At 73.7% G+C, this 16,716-nt stretch carries 17 protein-coding genes and 1 pseudogene; 11 read left to right on the top strand and 7 right to left on the bottom strand.

The genetic code is table 11. The features are described 5' to 3' along the window. Nucleotides 1-38: 38 nt before the first annotated feature. Together ACIQZN_RS11650 and ACIQZN_RS11645 are read right to left on the bottom strand one after the other, a co-directional pair. Nucleotides 39-815 (bottom strand): maleylpyruvate isomerase family mycothiol-dependent enzyme, encoded by a 777-nt coding sequence (locus tag ACIQZN_RS11650; protein WP_403990987.1) that lies wholly within the window; start codon nt 813-815, stop codon nt 39-41. A 41-nt stretch (nt 816-856) separates the two neighbouring features. Further along, nucleotides 857-1,411: a hypothetical protein gene (locus ACIQZN_RS11645; RefSeq protein ID WP_403990984.1), complete on the bottom strand. Its 555-nt coding sequence runs from the start codon at nt 1,409-1,411 to the stop codon at nt 857-859. A 148-nt stretch (nt 1,412-1,559) separates the two neighbouring features. On the opposite strand from ACIQZN_RS11645, the gene ACIQZN_RS11640 reads away from it, so the two are divergent. Next, nucleotides 1,560-1,847: a hypothetical protein gene (locus ACIQZN_RS11640; RefSeq protein ID WP_403990981.1), complete on the top strand. Its 288-nt coding sequence runs from the start codon at nt 1,560-1,562 to the stop codon at nt 1,845-1,847. Between the two features lie 9 nt (nt 1,848-1,856). Here ACIQZN_RS11640 and ACIQZN_RS11635 read toward each other — a convergent pair whose 3' ends face one another. The 3 genes from ACIQZN_RS11635 to ACIQZN_RS11625 all read right to left on the bottom strand — a co-directional run bounded on the left by ACIQZN_RS11635 (nt 1,857) and on the right by ACIQZN_RS11625 (nt 5,078). Continuing rightward, nucleotides 1,857-2,930 (bottom strand): prenyltransferase, encoded by a 1,074-nt coding sequence (locus ACIQZN_RS11635; protein ID WP_403990979.1) that lies wholly within the window; start codon nt 2,928-2,930, stop codon nt 1,857-1,859. Further along, complete coding sequence (locus ACIQZN_RS11630; RefSeq protein ID WP_403990976.1) at nt 2,927-3,676, bottom strand: class I SAM-dependent methyltransferase; 750 nt, start codon at nt 3,674-3,676, stop codon at nt 2,927-2,929. The genes ACIQZN_RS11635 and ACIQZN_RS11630 overlap by 4 nt, the downstream gene beginning before the upstream one ends. Nucleotides 3,677-3,746: 70 nt before the next feature. Further along, nucleotides 3,747-5,078 (bottom strand): glycosyltransferase family 4 protein, encoded by a 1,332-nt coding sequence (locus ACIQZN_RS11625; RefSeq protein ID WP_403990972.1) that lies wholly within the window; start codon nt 5,076-5,078, stop codon nt 3,747-3,749. 176 nt (nt 5,079-5,254) lie between these two features. Here ACIQZN_RS11625 and ACIQZN_RS11620 point away from each other — a divergent pair, with 176 nt between their 5' ends. The 7 genes from ACIQZN_RS11620 (at nt 5,255) to ACIQZN_RS11590 (ending at nt 11,659) form a co-directional block, all read left to right on the top strand. After that, the gene (locus tag ACIQZN_RS11620; protein WP_403990969.1) at nt 5,255-5,854 is read left to right on the top strand and encodes a TetR family transcriptional regulator; all 600 of its coding nucleotides are present in this window, start codon (nt 5,255-5,257) and stop codon (nt 5,852-5,854) included. Nucleotides 5,855-5,990: 136 nt separating this feature from the next. Next, nucleotides 5,991-7,238, top strand: a complete 1,248-nt coding sequence (locus tag ACIQZN_RS11615; RefSeq protein ID WP_403990966.1) for a substrate-binding domain-containing protein — start codon at nt 5,991-5,993, stop codon at nt 7,236-7,238. 3 nt (nt 7,239-7,241) lie between these two features. Then, nucleotides 7,242-8,030: an ABC transporter ATP-binding protein gene (locus ACIQZN_RS11610; protein WP_403990963.1), complete on the top strand. Its 789-nt coding sequence runs from the start codon at nt 7,242-7,244 to the stop codon at nt 8,028-8,030. Next, on the top strand, nt 8,027-8,773 hold the full coding sequence (locus ACIQZN_RS11605) for an ABC transporter ATP-binding protein (RefSeq protein WP_403990960.1): 747 nt from the start codon (nt 8,027-8,029) through the stop codon (nt 8,771-8,773). Before ACIQZN_RS11610 ends, ACIQZN_RS11605 begins: the two co-directional genes overlap by 4 nt. Continuing rightward, complete coding sequence (locus ACIQZN_RS11600; protein ID WP_073965380.1) at nt 8,773-9,660, top strand: branched-chain amino acid ABC transporter permease; 888 nt, start codon at nt 8,773-8,775, stop codon at nt 9,658-9,660. The genes ACIQZN_RS11605 and ACIQZN_RS11600 overlap by 1 nt, the downstream gene beginning before the upstream one ends. Then, complete coding sequence (locus ACIQZN_RS11595; protein ID WP_403990956.1) at nt 9,657-10,769, top strand: branched-chain amino acid ABC transporter permease; 1,113 nt, start codon at nt 9,657-9,659, stop codon at nt 10,767-10,769. Before ACIQZN_RS11600 ends, ACIQZN_RS11595 begins: the two co-directional genes overlap by 4 nt. After that, the gene (locus ACIQZN_RS11590; protein WP_403990953.1) at nt 10,766-11,659 is read left to right on the top strand and encodes an alpha/beta fold hydrolase; all 894 of its coding nucleotides are present in this window, start codon (nt 10,766-10,768) and stop codon (nt 11,657-11,659) included. Before ACIQZN_RS11595 ends, ACIQZN_RS11590 begins: the two co-directional genes overlap by 4 nt. 54 nt (nt 11,660-11,713) lie before the next feature. Here ACIQZN_RS11590 and ACIQZN_RS11585 read toward each other — a convergent pair whose 3' ends face one another. Both ACIQZN_RS11585 and ACIQZN_RS11580 read right to left on the bottom strand, forming a co-directional pair. Beyond that, on the bottom strand, nt 11,714-12,964 hold the full coding sequence (locus tag ACIQZN_RS11585; RefSeq protein WP_403990950.1) for an alpha/beta hydrolase family esterase: 1,251 nt from the start codon (nt 12,962-12,964) through the stop codon (nt 11,714-11,716). A 44-nt stretch (nt 12,965-13,008) separates the two neighbouring features. Continuing rightward, on the bottom strand, nt 13,009-13,203 hold the full coding sequence (locus ACIQZN_RS11580) for a hypothetical protein (RefSeq protein ID WP_403990947.1): 195 nt from the start codon (nt 13,201-13,203) through the stop codon (nt 13,009-13,011). 44 nt (nt 13,204-13,247) lie between these two features. Between ACIQZN_RS11580 and ACIQZN_RS11575 the strand changes: the two genes are divergently transcribed. From ACIQZN_RS11575 to ACIQZN_RS11565, 3 genes and pseudogenes are all read left to right on the top strand, one after another. Beyond that, complete coding sequence (locus ACIQZN_RS11575) at nt 13,248-14,066, top strand: 3-hydroxybutyrate dehydrogenase (RefSeq protein WP_403990944.1); 819 nt, start codon at nt 13,248-13,250, stop codon at nt 14,064-14,066. Between the two features lie 34 nt (nt 14,067-14,100). Next, nucleotides 14,101-16,083: a helix-turn-helix domain-containing protein gene (locus ACIQZN_RS11570; RefSeq protein WP_403990942.1), complete on the top strand. Its 1,983-nt coding sequence runs from the start codon at nt 14,101-14,103 to the stop codon at nt 16,081-16,083. A gap of 18 nt (nt 16,084-16,101) precedes the next feature. After that, nucleotides 16,102-16,539, top strand: a pseudogene (locus ACIQZN_RS11565) (DNA glycosylase AlkZ-like family protein); the annotation flags it as partial. Nucleotides 16,540-16,716 lie beyond the last annotated feature (177 nt).

Raw genomic sequence — 16,716 nt, 5'->3', positions numbered from 1 at the left:
GCCCGGCCGGGCCCGCACACCGGCCGGGCGCTTCCCGCTCAGCCGAAGGAGGTGCGCGCCAGCCAGAAGTCCAGCAGTCCGGCGTCGCCCAGCACCTCGACCCGGTCGCTGCCCGGGGCGAGGCGGCGGTTGAAGACGAGCATCAGGTCGGTGAGCGGCCCGCGCAGCGCCACATCCGCCTTGCCGTGCTCACGGCTCCAGGTGACGCCGTCCGCGCCGAGCTCGATCAGCCACTCGGCACCGGGCGCGTCGGTGGCGTGCAGGTGCAGGGAGCGTCCGTCCCCGAGCAGCTGGGCGACCTCGCGGTCGCCATCACCCTGGGCGAAGCGGACGATCTGGAGCCATTCCTCGATGGTGTCCGCCGCCAGCTCCGGCTTCATCGTGTACGGGACCCGCGCGGCGAGGGCCGCGTCGGCGAGGTGGACGACGGTCTCCAGGGCCATGCGGCGGGCCCAGAAGCCCGCGCTGCGGTCCCAGGACCAGGACCACACCTCGGCGTCGGGCCCGGCCTCCCGCAGCGCGTCGGCGGTGCCGGCGGCGCCCTCGGCGAGCCAGGCGTCGAGCGCGGCGGGGTCGTCGCCCGCCGGGCTGTTGTCCGGCACCTTCTCGTCCGGCACCGCCTCGGCGGCCCGGGTGCGGACGATCTCGCCGGCCCAGCGGTGGGCGCGGCCGACGTGCTCGGCGAGTTCGCGCAGGGTCCAGTCGGGGCAGGTCGGCACGGTGGCGCCGAGGTCGGCTCCCCGGATCGCCGCCCTCAACTCCCCGGTCAGCCGGACGATTTCATCGCAGTACCGTTCATGCGCAAGAAGAGCCATGCCCCGCACCCTAGTGCGACGGCCGCAGCCGCCACACGCGGTTATCCGCCCAGCTGCGAGGTGGACGGGACCTTGTCCTTCACCTCGGCGCCCGCGCTCTTCCCGGCGTCCTTGATGCCGCTGATGACGTCCTCGAACATGCCGATGTCACCGGCTCCCGCCTCGCCCTTGCGGAGCTTGGTGCCGAGGCCCTTGAGCGAGGCGATGCCCGCGGTGAGCGGGGCGACGGCCTTCGACAGCAGCGGGTCCCCCTTGGCGTTCTCGGTGGCGGCCTTCAGCCGGTTGTAGGCGAAACCGCCCGCGAGCCCGGCCTTGACGAGGGCGAAGGTGCGCCCGTCGGCGCCCTTCTTGAACTTCCCGGCCCGGTACGGCTTCACGATCCACTGGTACGTGGCTCCCGCGGCGAGCCCCGCGTTGGCGACGAACCTGGTCTTGGCCCACTTCTGCGCCTCGGCCGACGAGGTGCCGGTGGGCGATGCCGAGCTGCTCGTACCACTGTTCTTGTCGTCGCCGCCGCACGCGGTGGTGCCCGCCAGCACGGTGCAGGCCAGCAGCAGCGCGAGGAGCAGGCGGCGGAGCGGTACGGGTCGGGGCACGGCGGACCTCCCTGGCCGGGCGGATCGGGTGCCGGGGACCGGCACTCCCCGCCAGGCTCGCCGCGTCCCGGGCAACCCGCCACCGCTGCGCGGCCGTACGAGTCCGGCCGACGGGTTTCGGCCGCGCCGGAGCGGCAAAGCGGAGACCATGTCCTACAGCAGAGGCAACGGCTTCACCGCAGCACGTGTCATCGCCCTCGTGGCGGACGTCATGGCCTTCATCATCGGCCTGTGGATCCTGATGTACCTGCTCGACGCGAACCGCGGCAACGAGCTGGTCGAGTTCGTGCGGGACGCCGCCAGGTGGCTCGCGGGCTGGTCGTACGACCTGTTCACGTTCGACAAGACGTGGGCCAACGTCGTCGCCGGCTACGGCCTCGCCGCCCTGGTGTACCTGTTCATCGGGCACGCCATCGCGGGCCGCGTCCGGCGCTGACGCACACCTTCAGCCGCAGCAGTCCGGCTCCAGCCCCTTCGGGAGCCTGTCCCCGCCGAACACGGCGGTGGTCGCCTCGTCCCCCCCGAGCGCGGCCACCGCCAAGAGCAGCGAACCGGCCGTCCAGGAGGTGTGCTCCTCGGGCCAGAAGGCGCGGTTCCCCTCGAAGACGTAACCCGTCCAGTACATGCCGCCCTCGGCCCGCAGGTGCTGGACCGACTGGAGGATGTCGAGCGCCCGGTCGGACTCGCCCATCACCCACAGGGCCAGGGCCAGTTCGCAGCTCTCGCCGCCGGTCACCCACGGGTTGGGGAGCACGCAGCGCACCCCGAGGCCGGGGACGACGAAGCGGTCCCAGCCCTCCTCGATGCGCTCCTTGGCCGCCGCGCCGGTGACGGCCCCGCCGAGGACCGGGTAGTACCAGTCCATCGAGTACCGGTTCTTGTCGAGGAAGCGCTCCGGGTGGCTGCGGATCGCGTGCCCCAGGGCCCCGGTCGCCAGCTCCCAGTCGGGCTGGGGCTCCTCGCGGCGTTCGGCGATGGCGAGGGCGCAGCGCAGGGCCTGGTGGACCGAGGACGAGCCGGTGAGCAGCGCGTCGGTGACCGGTGTGCCGTCGTCCTCCCGCTTCCAGCCGATCTGGCCGCCGGGCTGCTGGAGCCGCAGGACGAATTCGACGGCCGCGTAGACGGTGGGCCACATGCGGTCCACGAAGGCGTCGTCGCCGGTGGCGAGGTAGTGGTGCCAGACGCCGACGGCCACATAGGCGCAGAAGTTGGTCTCCCGGCCGCGGTCGGTCGGCTGCTCGGCGTCGCCGTCGTGGTAGGCGGCGTACCAGGAGCCGTCGGCGTTCTGGTGCCGGGCCAGCCACTCGTACGCGCGTTCCGCGGCGGCGTGCTCGCCGGCCGCGTCCAGGGCCATGGCGGCCTCGGTGTGGTCCCACGGGTCGAGGTGGTGGCCGCGGAACCACGGGATGGCGCCGTCCGGGCGCTGCACGGCGCGCACCGCGGCGACGGTCTCGGCGGCCTGCGCGGCGGTGAGGACTCCGGGCAGGACGAGGTGTTCGGTCCGCTCCGGAAGGCTCACGCCTCGGCCTCGGCGGCCGCGGCGGCGAGGGGCAGGTGCGGCTTGGTCGCGTACGCCACGAAGCTCTTGCCGACGACCGGGTTGAGCAGCTGCTCGGCGACCCGGGTCAGGGCGGGCTTCTTCATGATGTCCCAGACCAGGAGCTTGTGGTACGCCTTCACCGGCAGCGCCTTGTCGTTGTCGACGCCGAACGCGCACTTCAGCCACCAGTACGGGGAGTGCAGCGCGTGCGCGTGGTGGGTGCCGTACGGCTTGAGACCGGCGCCGCGCATCTTGCCGAGCAGTTCGTCGGCCTTGTAGATGCGGATGTGGCCGCCCTCGACCTCGTGGTAGGCGTCGGAGAGCGTCCAGCAGACCTTCTCGGGGCCGTAGCGCGGGACGGTGACGGCGATCCGGCCGCCGGGCCGCAGCACGCGGACCATCTCGGCGAGGACGCCCTTGTCGTCGGGGATGTGCTCCATGACCTCGGAGATGATCACGACGTCGAAGGACTCGTCGGGGAAGGGCAGGTTGAGCGCGTCGCCCTCCATCGCGGTGGCGGTGGCGCCCTCGGGGGCCTCCCCGGCCTCCTTCATCGCGGCGAACCACTTCGCGACCTCGCGGATCTCCTCGCCGTTCTGGTCGAGGGCCACCACCTGGGCGCCGCGCCGGTAGCACTCGAAGGCGTGGCGTCCGGCGCCGCACCCGAGGTCGAGCACGCGGTCGCCGGCGGCGAGCGGGAAGCGGGTGAAGTCCACGGTCAGCACGAGTGCCTGCTTTCGCGGTCGGGGGTCGGGAGGGGGGAACGGGGTCAGGGGCCCGGCAGAAGGGCCGGGGTCACCGCCGGCCGCCGGGGCCGGTGGCGGCGCGGGCGGCGATGGCCTGCCGATAGAGCTCGGCGGTGCCGATGGCGGCCTGCTTCCAGGTGAACCGGGCGAGCACCCGCTCACGTCCCGCGGCTCCGAGGCGGGCGCGCAGCTCCGCGTCGCCGAGCAGCCGGCCGAGCGCGTCGGCGAGGGCCCCCGGGTCGCCGGGCGCGACCGCGAGGCAGGTCTCCCCGTCGGGTCCGGCGACCTCCGGGATGGCGCCGCCGGTCGTCGCGACGAGCGGGGTGCCGGTGGCCATGGCCTCGGCGGCGGGCAGCGAGAAGCCCTCGTACAGCGAGGGGACGCAGGCGATCTGGGCGCCGCGCACCAGGTCGACCAGCTCGGTGTCGCTGATGCCCTTGACGAACTCGACGGCGTCCGCGAGCCCGTGCCGCTCGATGGCCCGGGCGACCGGCCCGTCCTCGGCACGCTTGCCGACGACGACGAGGTGGGCGGCGGGGTTGCCGGTACGGAGCTTGGCGAGGGCTTCCACGAGGTGGACGAGGCCCTTGAGCGGGACGTCGGCGCTCGACGTGGTGACGATGCGGCCCGGGACCTCGGGGACCGAGGGGTCGGGCGACCACAGATCGGTGTCGGCGCCGATGTGCACGACCTGGACGCGGCGCGCGTCGACGCCGAGGTGGTCCACGATCTCCTGCTTGGAGGAGCCGGAGACGGTGAGCACGGACGGCAGCCGGCGCGCGACCCGCTTCTGCATGCGGGTGAACCCGTACCAGCGGCGCACGGAGGCCCGGCGGCGCCGGCTCGTCGCGGCGTCCAGGTCGAGCTGCCGGTCGACGGTGATGGGGTGGTGGATCGTGGTGACCAGGGGCGCGCCGAGGTCGGCGAGGAGCCCGTAGCCGAGGGTCTGGTTGTCGTGGATGACGTCGAACTCGCCGCGCCGGGCGGCGAGGTGGCGCCGGGCCCGCAGGCTGAAGGTGAGCGGTTCGGGGAAGCCGCCGGTCCACATGGTGGCGACCTCGGCTGCGTCGATCCAGTCCCGGTACTCGCCTCGGCTCGGGGTGCGGAACGGGTCGGGCTGCCGGTACAGGTCGAGGCTGGGCAGCTCGGTGAGCGGGACGCCCTCGTCGAGGACCGGGTAGGGCTGGGCGCCGATGACCTCGACGCGGTGGCCCAGGCGGGCGAGTTCGCGGGCGAGGTGGCGTACGTAGACGCCCTGGCCGCCGCAGAAGGGGTTGCCCTTGTAGGTGAGGAGCGCGATGCGCAGGGGTCCGTCGCCGGGGCCCGTGCCCGGTGCGGCGACGCCCGTACGGGGGCCCGACTCAACGGCCTCAGCGGTCACACTCGGCCCCCTTCTCACTGCGTGTTCGCCGGAGCGTAACCGCTGGCGCTAATCTAGAACAAGTTTCAGACTGGGTAGTTCAATGAGCTACGAATCTACCGGCAGGTAGCGACGGTGCAACGGCCGGATCAGGTGATTCACGCCACGGCACACACCCTGGCCACGGGACGGGACACATGACAGCGGAAGCCAGACCGGCATCGCCGCCCCTGACGGAGCGCCAGGAGGCCCGCCGCCGCCGCATCCTGCGGGCCACCGCCGAGCTGGCCGGCCGGGGCGGCTTCGAGGCCGTGCAGATGCGCGAGGTGGCGGAGGCGGCCGAGGTCGCCCTCGGCACCCTGTACCGGTACTTCCCGTCCAAGATCCACCTCCTCGTCGCCACCCTGCGCGACCGCCTCCAGCATCTGCGCACCGCCCTCCGCGAGCATCCCCCGGCCGGGGACGACGCGGGGTCCCGGGTCGCCGAGACGCTCATGCGGGCGTTCCGGGCGATGCGGCGCGAACCGCAACTGGCGGACGCCATGGTGCGCGCGCTGACCTTCGCGGACCGGAGCGCGAGCAGCGAGGTCGACGCGGTGTCACGGCTCACGACGGCGATCATCCTGGACGCGATGGGCACCGGCCACCCGACGCCGGGACAGCTCTCCGCCGTGCGGGTGATCGAGTACACCTGGCACTCCGCGCTGATCACCTGGCTCGCCGGCCGGGCGTCGATCGAGCAGGTGCGCACGGACATCGAGACGGTGTGCCGGCTGGTCGGCCCGGCGGCCCCCTAGCGCTTCTCGTTGAGCTGCCATGTGCGGCACCCACACGCCCCGGGGGCGAGGTGGGGTGCCCTGCACCATATCGACGGCGGCGCGGTGTTCATACGGTTCGGCGACATCACAGGAACACGCCGAGGAGCCGGTCACCATGCCCCGCAGCCGTACCGCCAGCAGAGCCCGCAGATCCCTCAGTGACATCCGTACCGTCGCCGTCCTGGCCGCAGCCGGTCTGCTGCTGACGGGCTGCACCGCCGCCGGGAAGGCGGGCGACTCCGACTCCGCGAAGTCCGCCGACGACGCGGCCGTCAAGGTCGGCCTGGTGTACTCCAGGACCGGCCTCCTCGCCGACTACGGCAAGCAGTACCGCGACGGCTTCATGGCCGGCCTCGACTACGCCACCAAGGGCACCCGGAAGGTCGCCGGACACCGCATCGAGGTCACCGAGCAGGACGACGCGGGCGACCCGGGCAAGGCGGTCTCCGCCGCGAAGAACCTCATCGGCAAGGGCTACAAGGTGCTGGCCGGCACCACCGACTCCGGAGTCGCGCTCCAGATGGCCCCGCTCGCCGCGCAGAACAAGGTGCTGTACGTCAGCGGACCGGCCGCCACCGACGCGGTGACCGGCATCAACGACTACACCTTCCGCTCCGGCCGCCAGTCCTACCAGGACATCCTGACGGCGGGCACGATGCTCGGCGACGCCAAGGGCAAGAAGGTCACGGTGCTCGCCCAGGACTCCACCTTCGGCCAGGCCAACGTGGCCGCCGTGAAGGCGGTCCTCGGCGGGAAGGGCGCCAAGGTCGGCTCGGTGCTGGCGCCGCCCAGCGCGACGGACCTGACGCCGTTCGCCCGGCAGGTCAAGGCGGGCGGCCCCGACCTGGTCTTCGTCGCCTGGGCCGGCTCCACCGCCCCGGCGCTGTGGACCGCCCTCGACCAGCAGGGTGTGCTCGGCGCGAGCAAGGTGGTCACCGGCCTGGCCGGCACCGCCTCGTACCCGATCTTCGGCGCCGCCGGGGCCAAGGTGTCGTTCCTGGCGCACTACTTCCCGGGCGCGGGCGGGAACAACGCCGTGGAGAAGGCGATGCTGGACGCCGTGAAGAAGAACGGCGGCAAGCCCGACCTGTTCACGCCGGACGGCTTCACGGCCGCCCAGATGATCGTGCACGCCGTCGAGAAGGGCGGCGCCACCGACACCGCCGCGATGGTGAAGGCCCTGGAGGGCTGGAGCTTCGACGGGGTCAAGGGACAGACCCGGGTACGCGGCGAGGACCACGCGCTGCTCCAGCCGATGTTCGTGGCCAAGCTGGACGGCAAGGGCACGACCGCCGAGCCGGAGCTGCTGGACACCGAGCAGCTGGACGCCGTCGCCCCGCCCGTGAAGCCCGCGGCGGGCTGAACCGTGACCGCACCCCACACCCTCGGGCAGGCGAGCCCGGCGGACCGGGAGACGCCGGTGCTCCGGCTGGAAGGACTCGGCTGGAGCGTCGGCGGCGCCACCATCGTCGAGGACGTCTCCCTGAGCGTCCGCGAGGGCGAGTTCCTGGCCTTCATCGGACCCAACGGGGCGGGCAAGACCTCCCTGTTCAACCTGATCAGCGGGCTCAACCTGCCGACCGCCGGGCGGATCGAGCTGGACGGCGCCGAAATGACGGACCGGCCCGCGCACGTCCGGGCCCGGCGCGGTGTCGGCCGGACCTTCCAGACGTCGAGCCTGTGGCCCGCGATGACCGTCGCCGACCACGTACGCCTCGCCGCGCAGGCGGCCCGGGGCGGCTCGTACCGGCTGTGGCGGCGCGCCGCCCCGTACACCGCCGAAGTGGCCGGCGTCCTGGAACGCACCGGCCTCGGCCACCGGGCCGGGGCCACGGCGGGCGAGCTGTCACACGGCGAGAAGCGGAAGCTGGAGCTGGCCGTGCTGCTGGTGGGCGAGCCCCGGCTGATGCTGCTCGACGAGCCGATGGCCGGGGTCAGCGCCGAGGAGGTCCCCGCCCTCACCGAACTCATCCGCACCCTGCACCGCGAGGAGGGGCGCACGGTCCTCATGGTCGAACACCACATGGACGTCCTGCTCGGCCTCGCCGACCGGCTCGCCGTGATGCACCACGGCCGGCTGCTCGCCCTGGACACCCCGGAGGCGGTCACCGCCGACCCGGTCGTCCAGCAGGCGTACCTCGGGGAGGGGCTGTGACGGAGCAACCCCTCCTGGACGTACGGGACCTGAGGGTCCTCATCGGCGGCCGGCACATCCTGCACGGCGTCGACCTGGACGTCACCGCGCACGGCGTCACCGCGCTCCTCGGGCGCAACGGTGCCGGGAAGACCACCACGGTCCGGGGCATCCTCGGGCTCGTCCCGCGCGCCGGGAGCGTCCGGCTCGACGGTGAGGAGACAGCGGGCCTGCCCACGCACGCCCTGGTCCGGCGCGGCATCGGCTACGCCCCCGAGGACCGGGGGATCTTCGCCGGGCTGACCGTCGCGGAGAACCTGCGCCTGGCCGAACGGCGCGGCGCGGGCGAGCCGGCGTACGGCCTGGTCCACGAACTGTTCCCGGAACTCAAACAGCGGGCACGGCAGTTCGCCGGGACGCTGTCGGGCGGTCAGCAGCAGATGGTGGCCATCGGGCGCACCCTGCTCAACGCCAACCGGCTGATCATCGCGGACGAACCGACCAAGGGCCTGGCGCCGAAGGTCGTCACCGAGGTGGCCCAGGTGCTGGAACGGGCCGCCGAGGCGGTGCCGGTGCTCCTGGTGGAGCAGAACCTCGCCGTGGTGCGCCGACTGGCCGGGCACTGCGTGGTCCTCGCCGACGGCCGCACCGCCCACCGGGGCCCGGCCGCCGAGCTGCTGGGCGACGCGGAGGCGGCCCGCACGCTGCTCGGTGTGGGCCACGGCCCGCTCCCCGCACACCCTTCCGTGAAGGCGGATTCCTGATGTCCACCCTCGTCCTGCTCACCATGACCGGTCTCGGTCTGGGGGCCCTCTACTTCCTCGTCGCGTCCGGACTCTCGCTGATCTTCGGCCTGATGGACGTGCTCAACTTCGCGCACGGGGCGCTGCTCTCCATCGGCGCGTACGGCACCTGGTGGGCCGCGTCCGGGAACCTCCCCGGCGCGGGCCCCGGCGGCGCCGGCTTCGTCCTGGCGGTCCTGTTCGGAACGGCGGTGGGCACCGCCGCCGCCGTGCTCCTCGAACTCGCGGTCGTCCGCCCGCTCTACACCCGGCCGCGCGAGCAGGTGCTCGCCACGGTCGGGGTGGGGCTCGCGGTGCCCGCGCTGCTCTCCGGCATCTGGGGCTCGGACGCCCACACCTTCCCCGGGCCCGAGGCGCTGTCCGGGACCTTCGGGCTGCTGGGCGCGCAGGTCCCGGTCAACCGGCTGGTCCTGGTGGGCGCGGCGGTCGTGGTGCTGGTGGCGCTCCGGCTGTTCCTCGGGCGGACCCGGCACGGACTGGTCGTCCGGGCCGGTGTCGAGGACCGGGCGATGGTCACCGCGCTCGGCATCGACGTCCGCAAGGCGTTCACGCTGGTCTTCGCGATCGGCGGCTGCGCGGCGGCGCTGGGCGGGGCGCTCGGCGGGCTGTACTTCGGCTCGGTCGACCCGCGCCAGGGGACCTCGCTGCTGATCTTCGCGTTCGTCGTCGTGGTCACCGGCGGCATGGGCTCGGTGACGGGCGCCGCCGTGGCGTCGGTGGTCATCGGCCTGGTCCAGCAGTTCGCCAACTACTACACCGCAGCGGGGCTCGGCGACCTGGCGGTCGTCGTCCTGCTCGCCGTGCTGCTGCTGATCCGGCCGCGCGGACTGACGGGGAGGCTCGCGTGAGCACCGCCACCGACACACCCGACCGCACCGCCGGCCGCCCGGCCACCGTCCCGGCCCCGGCCGGGCGGGCCCGGCTGCTGCGCTGGTGGCCCGCCGCCGTCCTGCTCGTCCTGGTGGTCGCGCCGTTCAGCGCGGTGCCGGTGCCGGGCCTGCTCGACGGGCCGCTGGGCTCGGCGGGCAGCCTGCAACTCCTGGCGACCTGCCTGCTGTTCGGCGCCCTGGCCACCGGCTACGACCTGCTGCTGGGGCGGACCGGGCTGCTCTCCTTCGGGCACGCCCTGTACTTCGCGGCGGGCAGCTACGCCACCAATCTGTTCCTCCTTGAGGCGGGGCTGCCGTTCGCGCTCGCCACGGTCCTCGGGCTGCTCTTCGGGATCGCGCTCGCTCTTGCCCTGGGCTCGGTGAGCCTGCGCGTGACCGGGATCGGCTTCTCCATGGTGACCCTGGCCTTCGCGCAGGCGGGCTCGATCCTGGTCTCGCGCAACCCCGGCGGGGTCACGGGCGGCGAGGAGGGCCGGGCTGCCCCCTCGGACCTGCTGCCGTCCTCGCTGGTCGGCATCGACAACACCGCGAACCTGTACTGGATCGCGCTGGCCTACCTCGTCCTGACCCTGGGCGTCGTGCACTGGGCGGTCCGCTCCCCCACCGGCCGGGTCTGGGAGGGGATCAAGGAGAACGAGCGCCGGGTGGAGGTCCTGGGCCTGAAGCCGTACGGGTTCAAGCTGACGGCCTTCGTGGTCGCGGGGGCGCTCGCCGCGCTCGGCGGGATCGTGCACCTGCTGCTGACAGGCGGCTCGACCCCGCAGACGACCACGTCGGACTTCACGCTGTCGCTGCTGGTGATGGTGGTACTCGGCGGCTCGGGCACCCGGTGGGGCCCGATGGTCGGCGGCATCCTGTACACCTGGGCCGACCACCGGCTCGGCGACCTCGCCGGTTCGGGCGCGGTCGCGGACCTGCCGGCGGTGCTGCGCGTACCCCTGTCGCAGCCGTTGTTCCTGCTGGGCGCGCTGTTCGTGGCCGTGGTACATCTGCTGCCCGGCGGCCTGGCCCGCCTTCCGTCCCGGCTCAGGGGCGCGTCCAACCGTAAGGAGACCGGAGTCAGTTGAGCCCGCTCGCGGAGTACGAAGAGATCGAAGTCCCCGTGCGCGGGGGCTCCCTGGCGGCCCTGCGCTGGCCGGCCGCCGCCCCGGAGGCCCCGGTCGTGGTGGCCCTGCACGGCATCACCTCCAACGCCCTGTCCTGGGCGGCGGTGGCCCGGCTGCTGGACGGCCGGGTCACGCTGGTCGCCCCGGATCTGCGCGGCCGGGCCGGGAGCGCACGGCTGCCGGGCCCGTACGGGATCGCCGCGCACACCGATGACATCGCCGCCCTGACCGAGGCCCTGGGCCGGGACCGGGTGGTGCTCGCGGGCCACTCGATGGGCGCGTTCGTGGCGGCCCTCGCGGCGGTGCGCCACCCGGACCGCTTCGGACCGCTGCTGCTCGTGGACGGCGGCATCGGCTTCCCGGCGCCGACGCACCTGACGCCCGACGAGCTGATGACGGCGGTGATCGGCCCGGCGATGGACCGGCTGTCGATGACCTTCCCGGACCGGGCCGCCTACCGGGCGTTCTGGCAGGCGCATCCGGCGTTCGCGGGGGCGTGGTCGGACGAGGTGGACGCGTACATCCAGCGCGACCTGACGGGCGAGGAGCCGGAGCTGCGCTCGTCCTGCCGGATCGAGGCGATCCGCACGGACGGGGTCGGGCTGTTCGACGAGGAGGTCCTGTCGGCGGTGCGGAAGCTGCCCGTCGACGCGACGCTGCTGTGGGCCGCGCGAGGCCTGATGAACGAGGAGCAGGGCCTGTACGACGAGGGCCGGCTCGCCGCCGCCGGTCTTGACGGGACCCGCGTCGAGCCGGTCGCGGTGAAGGACGTGAACCACTACACGGTCCTCACGGGCGACCGGGGCGGCCGGGAGATCGCGGACCGGCTGGTGGCGCTGGCGCGGGGCTGAAAGCCCCTACGAGCGGGGCCCGGCGGGTGTGCCGGGCCCCGCTCGTCGTGTGCGTCAGGCGGTGCAGCCGCTGTCCGCGATGACGAAGTAGCCGGCCGGGGTCTCCTTCAGGGTGTGGCTGACGAAGACGTTGTACAGGCCCATGTTCTGGTCGGAGCCGTTGGCGTAGACGTACCCGCCGGACATGTGTGCCCGGCCCGCCGCGACGTGGGCATAGTTGGTGGCGGTGTAGCACTGCGCGGGGTCGGGGTCGCCCGGGTCACCGGGGTCCCCCGGGTCGCCGGGATCACCGGGATCGCCCGGGTCGGTGCCGCCGTCCAGGCCCCAGAAGACGCCCGTGTAGTACGTGGAGCAGAGGGTGTTCAGGAAGTACGCGGCCGTCGAGCCGCACTGCTGGGCGCCCGAGCCGGGGCTGACCGGCAGGCCGTGGCCCATGCCGGAGACCGAGTACATCTGCACCGCCGGCTTCCCCGAGGCGTCGTTGTAGACGGTGCGGGTGGTGCTGCCGGGGAGGCTGTCCGTGGACGACGGGGTCTGGCTGATGCCCCACACGTTGGTCCACTGGTCGCGCAGGGCCGTCGCGTTGGCCGGATAGACCGTGTAGTCCGAGGTGCCCTGCCAGATCGCGACCTTGGGCCAGGGACCGCTGTAACCGGGGTAGGCGGCGCGGACCTTGTCGCCCCACTGCGCGGGCGTCAGCTTCTGCGGGCCCGTCTGGCAGCCCGACGCGGCGGCCTGGCTGGTCGCGCACTGGGCGGGCAGCCCGGAGGCCACGGAGCCGCCCGCGAAGACGTCCGGGTAGGCGGCGAGCAGGTCGGCGGTCATCCCGCCGCCCGCCGAGAGCCCGGTGACGTACACCCGGCGCCCGTCGGAGCCGTAGGTCTTCTTCGCGTAGTCGACCATCTGCACGATCGACGCGGCCTCGCCCTTGCCCCGGGTGTCCTCGTTCGGGTCGAACCAGCCGAAGCAGGACAGCGCGTTGTTCGCCGATGTGGTCTGCGGGAAGACGACGGCGAAGCCCCACTCGTCGGCGTACTTCGGCCAGCCGGAGCTGGTGTAGTACGCGTTCGCGGTCTGCGTGCAGCCGTGCAGGGCGACCACCAGGGGGGCGTTCGCGGGGAGTCCTGCGGGGGTGTACGCGTACATCTGGAGGTTGCCGGGGTTGGAGCCGAAGCCGGTGACCTGCTGGAGGCCGGCGGCAGCGGCGGGCTGCGCGGTGGTGACGCTCAGCGTCGCCGCGAGCAGTCCGAGGACGGCCGTCGCCGCGATGCGGCGGCAGAGGCGTTTCAGGATCGGTGGGCGCACGGGTGCTTTCTCCCTGCCGTGGGGGTACGGGTTGCTGCCGGAACCTACGAGCGCCACCGGCCCCCGCCCATGGGACCGGTGGCCACACCCCGGCCCCCGCTGTGTGCCCCGACGCCCTTGCGCGGCGGGGTGCGGCGGTGGACCGGGAGAAGCGTGCCCCGGCGGGTGCGGCCCGGCGGCCGGGCGCCGGGCCGCACCATGTACGCCCGCACCATGCCCCGGTACGCGGGTGTGTGCACCGACGCCGTGTGACGCGGGCCCGCGCGTACCTACGGTGACGGCCATGGAGACTTCCCGCAGACCGGATCACCAGCCCGCCGCCGCCGCGTCCGGCGGCCCCGCGCAGGCGCCCGCAGAACCCGTCCTGGCCGGGCGCACCGCGCTGGTGACCGGGGCGGCGAGCGGCATCGGGCGGGCCTGCGCGCGGGCGCTCGCCGGCGCGGGCGCCCATGTGCACGTCGTGGACCGGGCCGGTGAGGCCGCCGAGCGCCTGGCGAAGGAGCTGGGCGGGACGCCCTGGGTGGTGGACCTTTCCGATCCCGATGTCGTGGACACCCTGCCGGCCGATGTGGACGTGGTGGTCAACAACGCGGGCATCCAGCACGTGGCGCCGGTGCACGAATTCCCGCCGGACCGGTTCGCGCTGATCCAGCGCGTGATGGTGGAGACCCCGTTCCGCGTCTTGCGCCGGACCCTGCCGGGCATGTACGAACGCGGCTGGGGGCGCGTGGTCAACATCTCGTCGGTGCACGGGCTGCGCGCGAGCCCGTACAAATCGGCCTATGTGACGGCCAAGCACGCACTGGAGGGGCTGAGCAAGGTGGTCGCGCTCGAAGCGGCGGAGCACGGGGTGACGAGCAACTGCGTCTGCCCCGGGTACGTGCGCACCCCGCTGGTGGAGAACCAGATCGCCGACCAGGCCCGCACGCACGGCATCTCCGAGGAGGAGGTGGTGGGCCGGGTCATGCTGGAGCGCAGCGCGGTCAAGCGGCTGATCGAACCGGCGGACGTGGCCGAGGCGGTCCTGTGGCTGTGCGGCCCGCGCACCGGGCACATCACCGGCTCCTCGCTCTCCATGGACGGCGGCTGGACCGCGAACTGACCGCCGCCCCGACCCCCGAGGAACACTGGACGCCATGCCTGAACCGCTCCCCGCCGCCGCGCCCCACCTCCGGCGCCTGTTCGACCTGCTGGCCGACGACGCCCCGGCCGAGGCGCTGGGGGCGGTCTCCTCGCAGGCGCGGGCGGACGGGGTGCCCGCCGGGGAGCTGGCGGAGGTGGAGCGGGCGACGGCGACCGCGCTGCGGATCAGGAGCGCGCTGCGCCAGCACCGGCGCCGCGAGGCCCAGCTGACCGCGCTGTTCGACACGGCGGGCGACCTGGCGGCGTCGCGCGACCTGGACGACGTGCTGAAGGCGATCGTGCGGCGGGCCAGGATGCTGCTGGGCACGGACACCGCGTATCTGACGCTCCCGGACGAGGAGGCCGGGGACACCTACATGCGGGTCACGGACGGCTCGGTCTCGGTGCTCTTCCAGCGGCTGCGGCTTGAGCTGGGCGAGGGTCTCGGCGGCCTGGTGGCGCAGACGGCGAGCCCGTACGCGACGCCGGACTACCGCACCGACGACCGCTTCCGCCACACCCGCAACATCAACGCCGGGGTGCTGGACGAGGGCCTGGTCGCCATCCTGGGCGTGCCGCTGCTGCTGGGGTCGAGCCGGGGCGGTACGGGGAAGGTGATCGGCGTCCTCTTCGCGGCGGACCGCTCGCCCCGGGTCTTCAGCCCGGACGAGGTGGCCCTGCTCTGCTCGCTGGCGGCGCACGCGGCGATCGCCATCGACACCGCCCGCGCCCTCGCCGACACCACGGCGGCGCTCGCCGAACTGGCCGAGGCGAACGCGGAGCTGGCCGAGGCCAACGCCTCCGTGCGGGCGCACTCGGCGGCCATGCGGCGGGCGGAGGAGTCGCACGACCGGCTCACCGACCTGGTGCTGCGCGGCCGGGACGTCAAGGACGTGGCGGCGGCGGTCGCCGGGCTGCTCGGCTCGCCGCTGACCATCCACGACCCGGGCGGCCGCCCGCTGGCCGCCGTCCGCCCGGACGGTACGGGCTTCGCCGCCGACAGCATGGACGCCGGCTGGCTGGCCGAGGCGGCCGAGGAGTCGCGTACGGGCGCGCGGGCCGTGCACCGCGACGGGCGGGTGGTGTGCGCGGTGCTCGCCGGCCAGGAGCTGCTGGCCGGGCTCGTCCTGCACCGGGCCCGCCCGCTGGACGACTCGGACCGCCGGCTGTTCGAGCGGTCGGCGGTGGTGACGGGGCTGCTGTTGCTGCTGCGGCGCACGGTGGCCGAGACGGAGAACCGGATACGCGGTGAGCTCATCGCGGACCTGCTGTCGGACCCGGCCCGTGACCCGGCGGGGCTGGCCGAGCGGGGCCGCCGCCTCGGCATCGACCTGGACCGCCCGCATCTGCTGCTCGTGGCGGAGACCGGGGCGCGCGAGCGGCTTGCCCCGGCCGCGATGCGCTTCCTGTTCGGCGGCGAGCACCAGGGTGTGAGCGCCGAACACGCGGGCGCGGTGGTGCTGTTGACGGAGGACACCGGTACGGGTGCGGGTGCGGCGGCCCGGGCGGCGGCGGCCCAGCTGGGGCAGCTGGCCCAGGCCCCCGTCACGGTGGCGGCCGCCGGTCCGGCCCGGGGCCCCGGGGAGTTGGCCGCCGCGTACGCGGAGGCGGCACGCTGTCTGCGGGCGATGCGGGTGCTGGGGCGGAGCGGCGAGGGCGCGTGCGTGGAGGAGCTGGGGTTCCTGGGCGTGGTGCTGGGCAACGCGCAGGACGTGGACGGCTTCGTGGCGGCGGCGCTGGGGCCGCTGCTGGAGTACGACGCGCAGCGCGGCACGCATCTGGTGCGGACGCTCAGCGCGTACTTCGGCGCGGGCGGCAGCCTGATCCGGGCCAAGGACGAGCTGCACGTCCATGTGAACACGGTGGTGCAGCGCCTGGACCGCATCCAGGTGCTCCTGGGACGCGACTGGAACGAGCCGGACCGGGCGCTGGAGCTCCAGCTGGCGCTGCGGCTGCACCTGTTGTCGGGGTCCTCGCGGGACACGCGGCCGGCCTGACGGGCAGAATCCTGGACCGTGACGATCACCGCGCGCGCCCTGAACCGGGCGACCCTCAGCCGTCAACTGCTGCTGGCCCGTGAGCCGCTGACCGCGTCCGAGGGGGTGCGGCGGGTGGTCGCGCTCCAGGCCCAGCATCCGGCCTCGCCGTACATCGCCCTGTGGAACCGGCTCTCGGGCTTCGCCCCGGCGGACCTCGACGCGGCCTTCGCGGAGCGGTCGGTGGTCAAGGCGACGCTCATGCGGATCACGTTGCACGCGGTGCACGCCGAGGACTACCCGGCCTTCCGGGCGGCGATGCAGCCGGTGCTGTACGCCTCGCGGCTGGGTTCCCGGTTCACCGCGTCCGGGCTCACCCCGGCGGACGGCGAGGAACTGGTCGCGGAGGTGGAGGCGTTGGCCGCGTTCCTCGGGGACCGTGAGCGGGGGGTCTACAACCGCTACCACCACTGGTGGGCGAAGCTTCCGGACGCGGAGGTGCGGATGCTCTGACTCTTCCGTCCCTCGGTTCACGGCCCCCCGACCCACAGGTCGGTACACCCAGGGCGTGCCGTCCGGCGTCAGCCCATAAGGTACGCGGCAGAGTGCGGACGCACCCCTCCTCACCTCGTACAACGCTTCGGCGGGGTCGGG

The organism is Streptomyces sp. NPDC097595, assembly GCF_044761525.1.
Taxonomy (GTDB): Bacteria; Actinomycetota; Actinomycetes; order Streptomycetales; family Streptomycetaceae; genus Streptomyces; species Streptomyces drozdowiczii_A.
The sequence above is the reverse complement of the archived record's forward strand: the minus strand, read 5'-3'. Positions and strand labels throughout refer to the sequence as shown.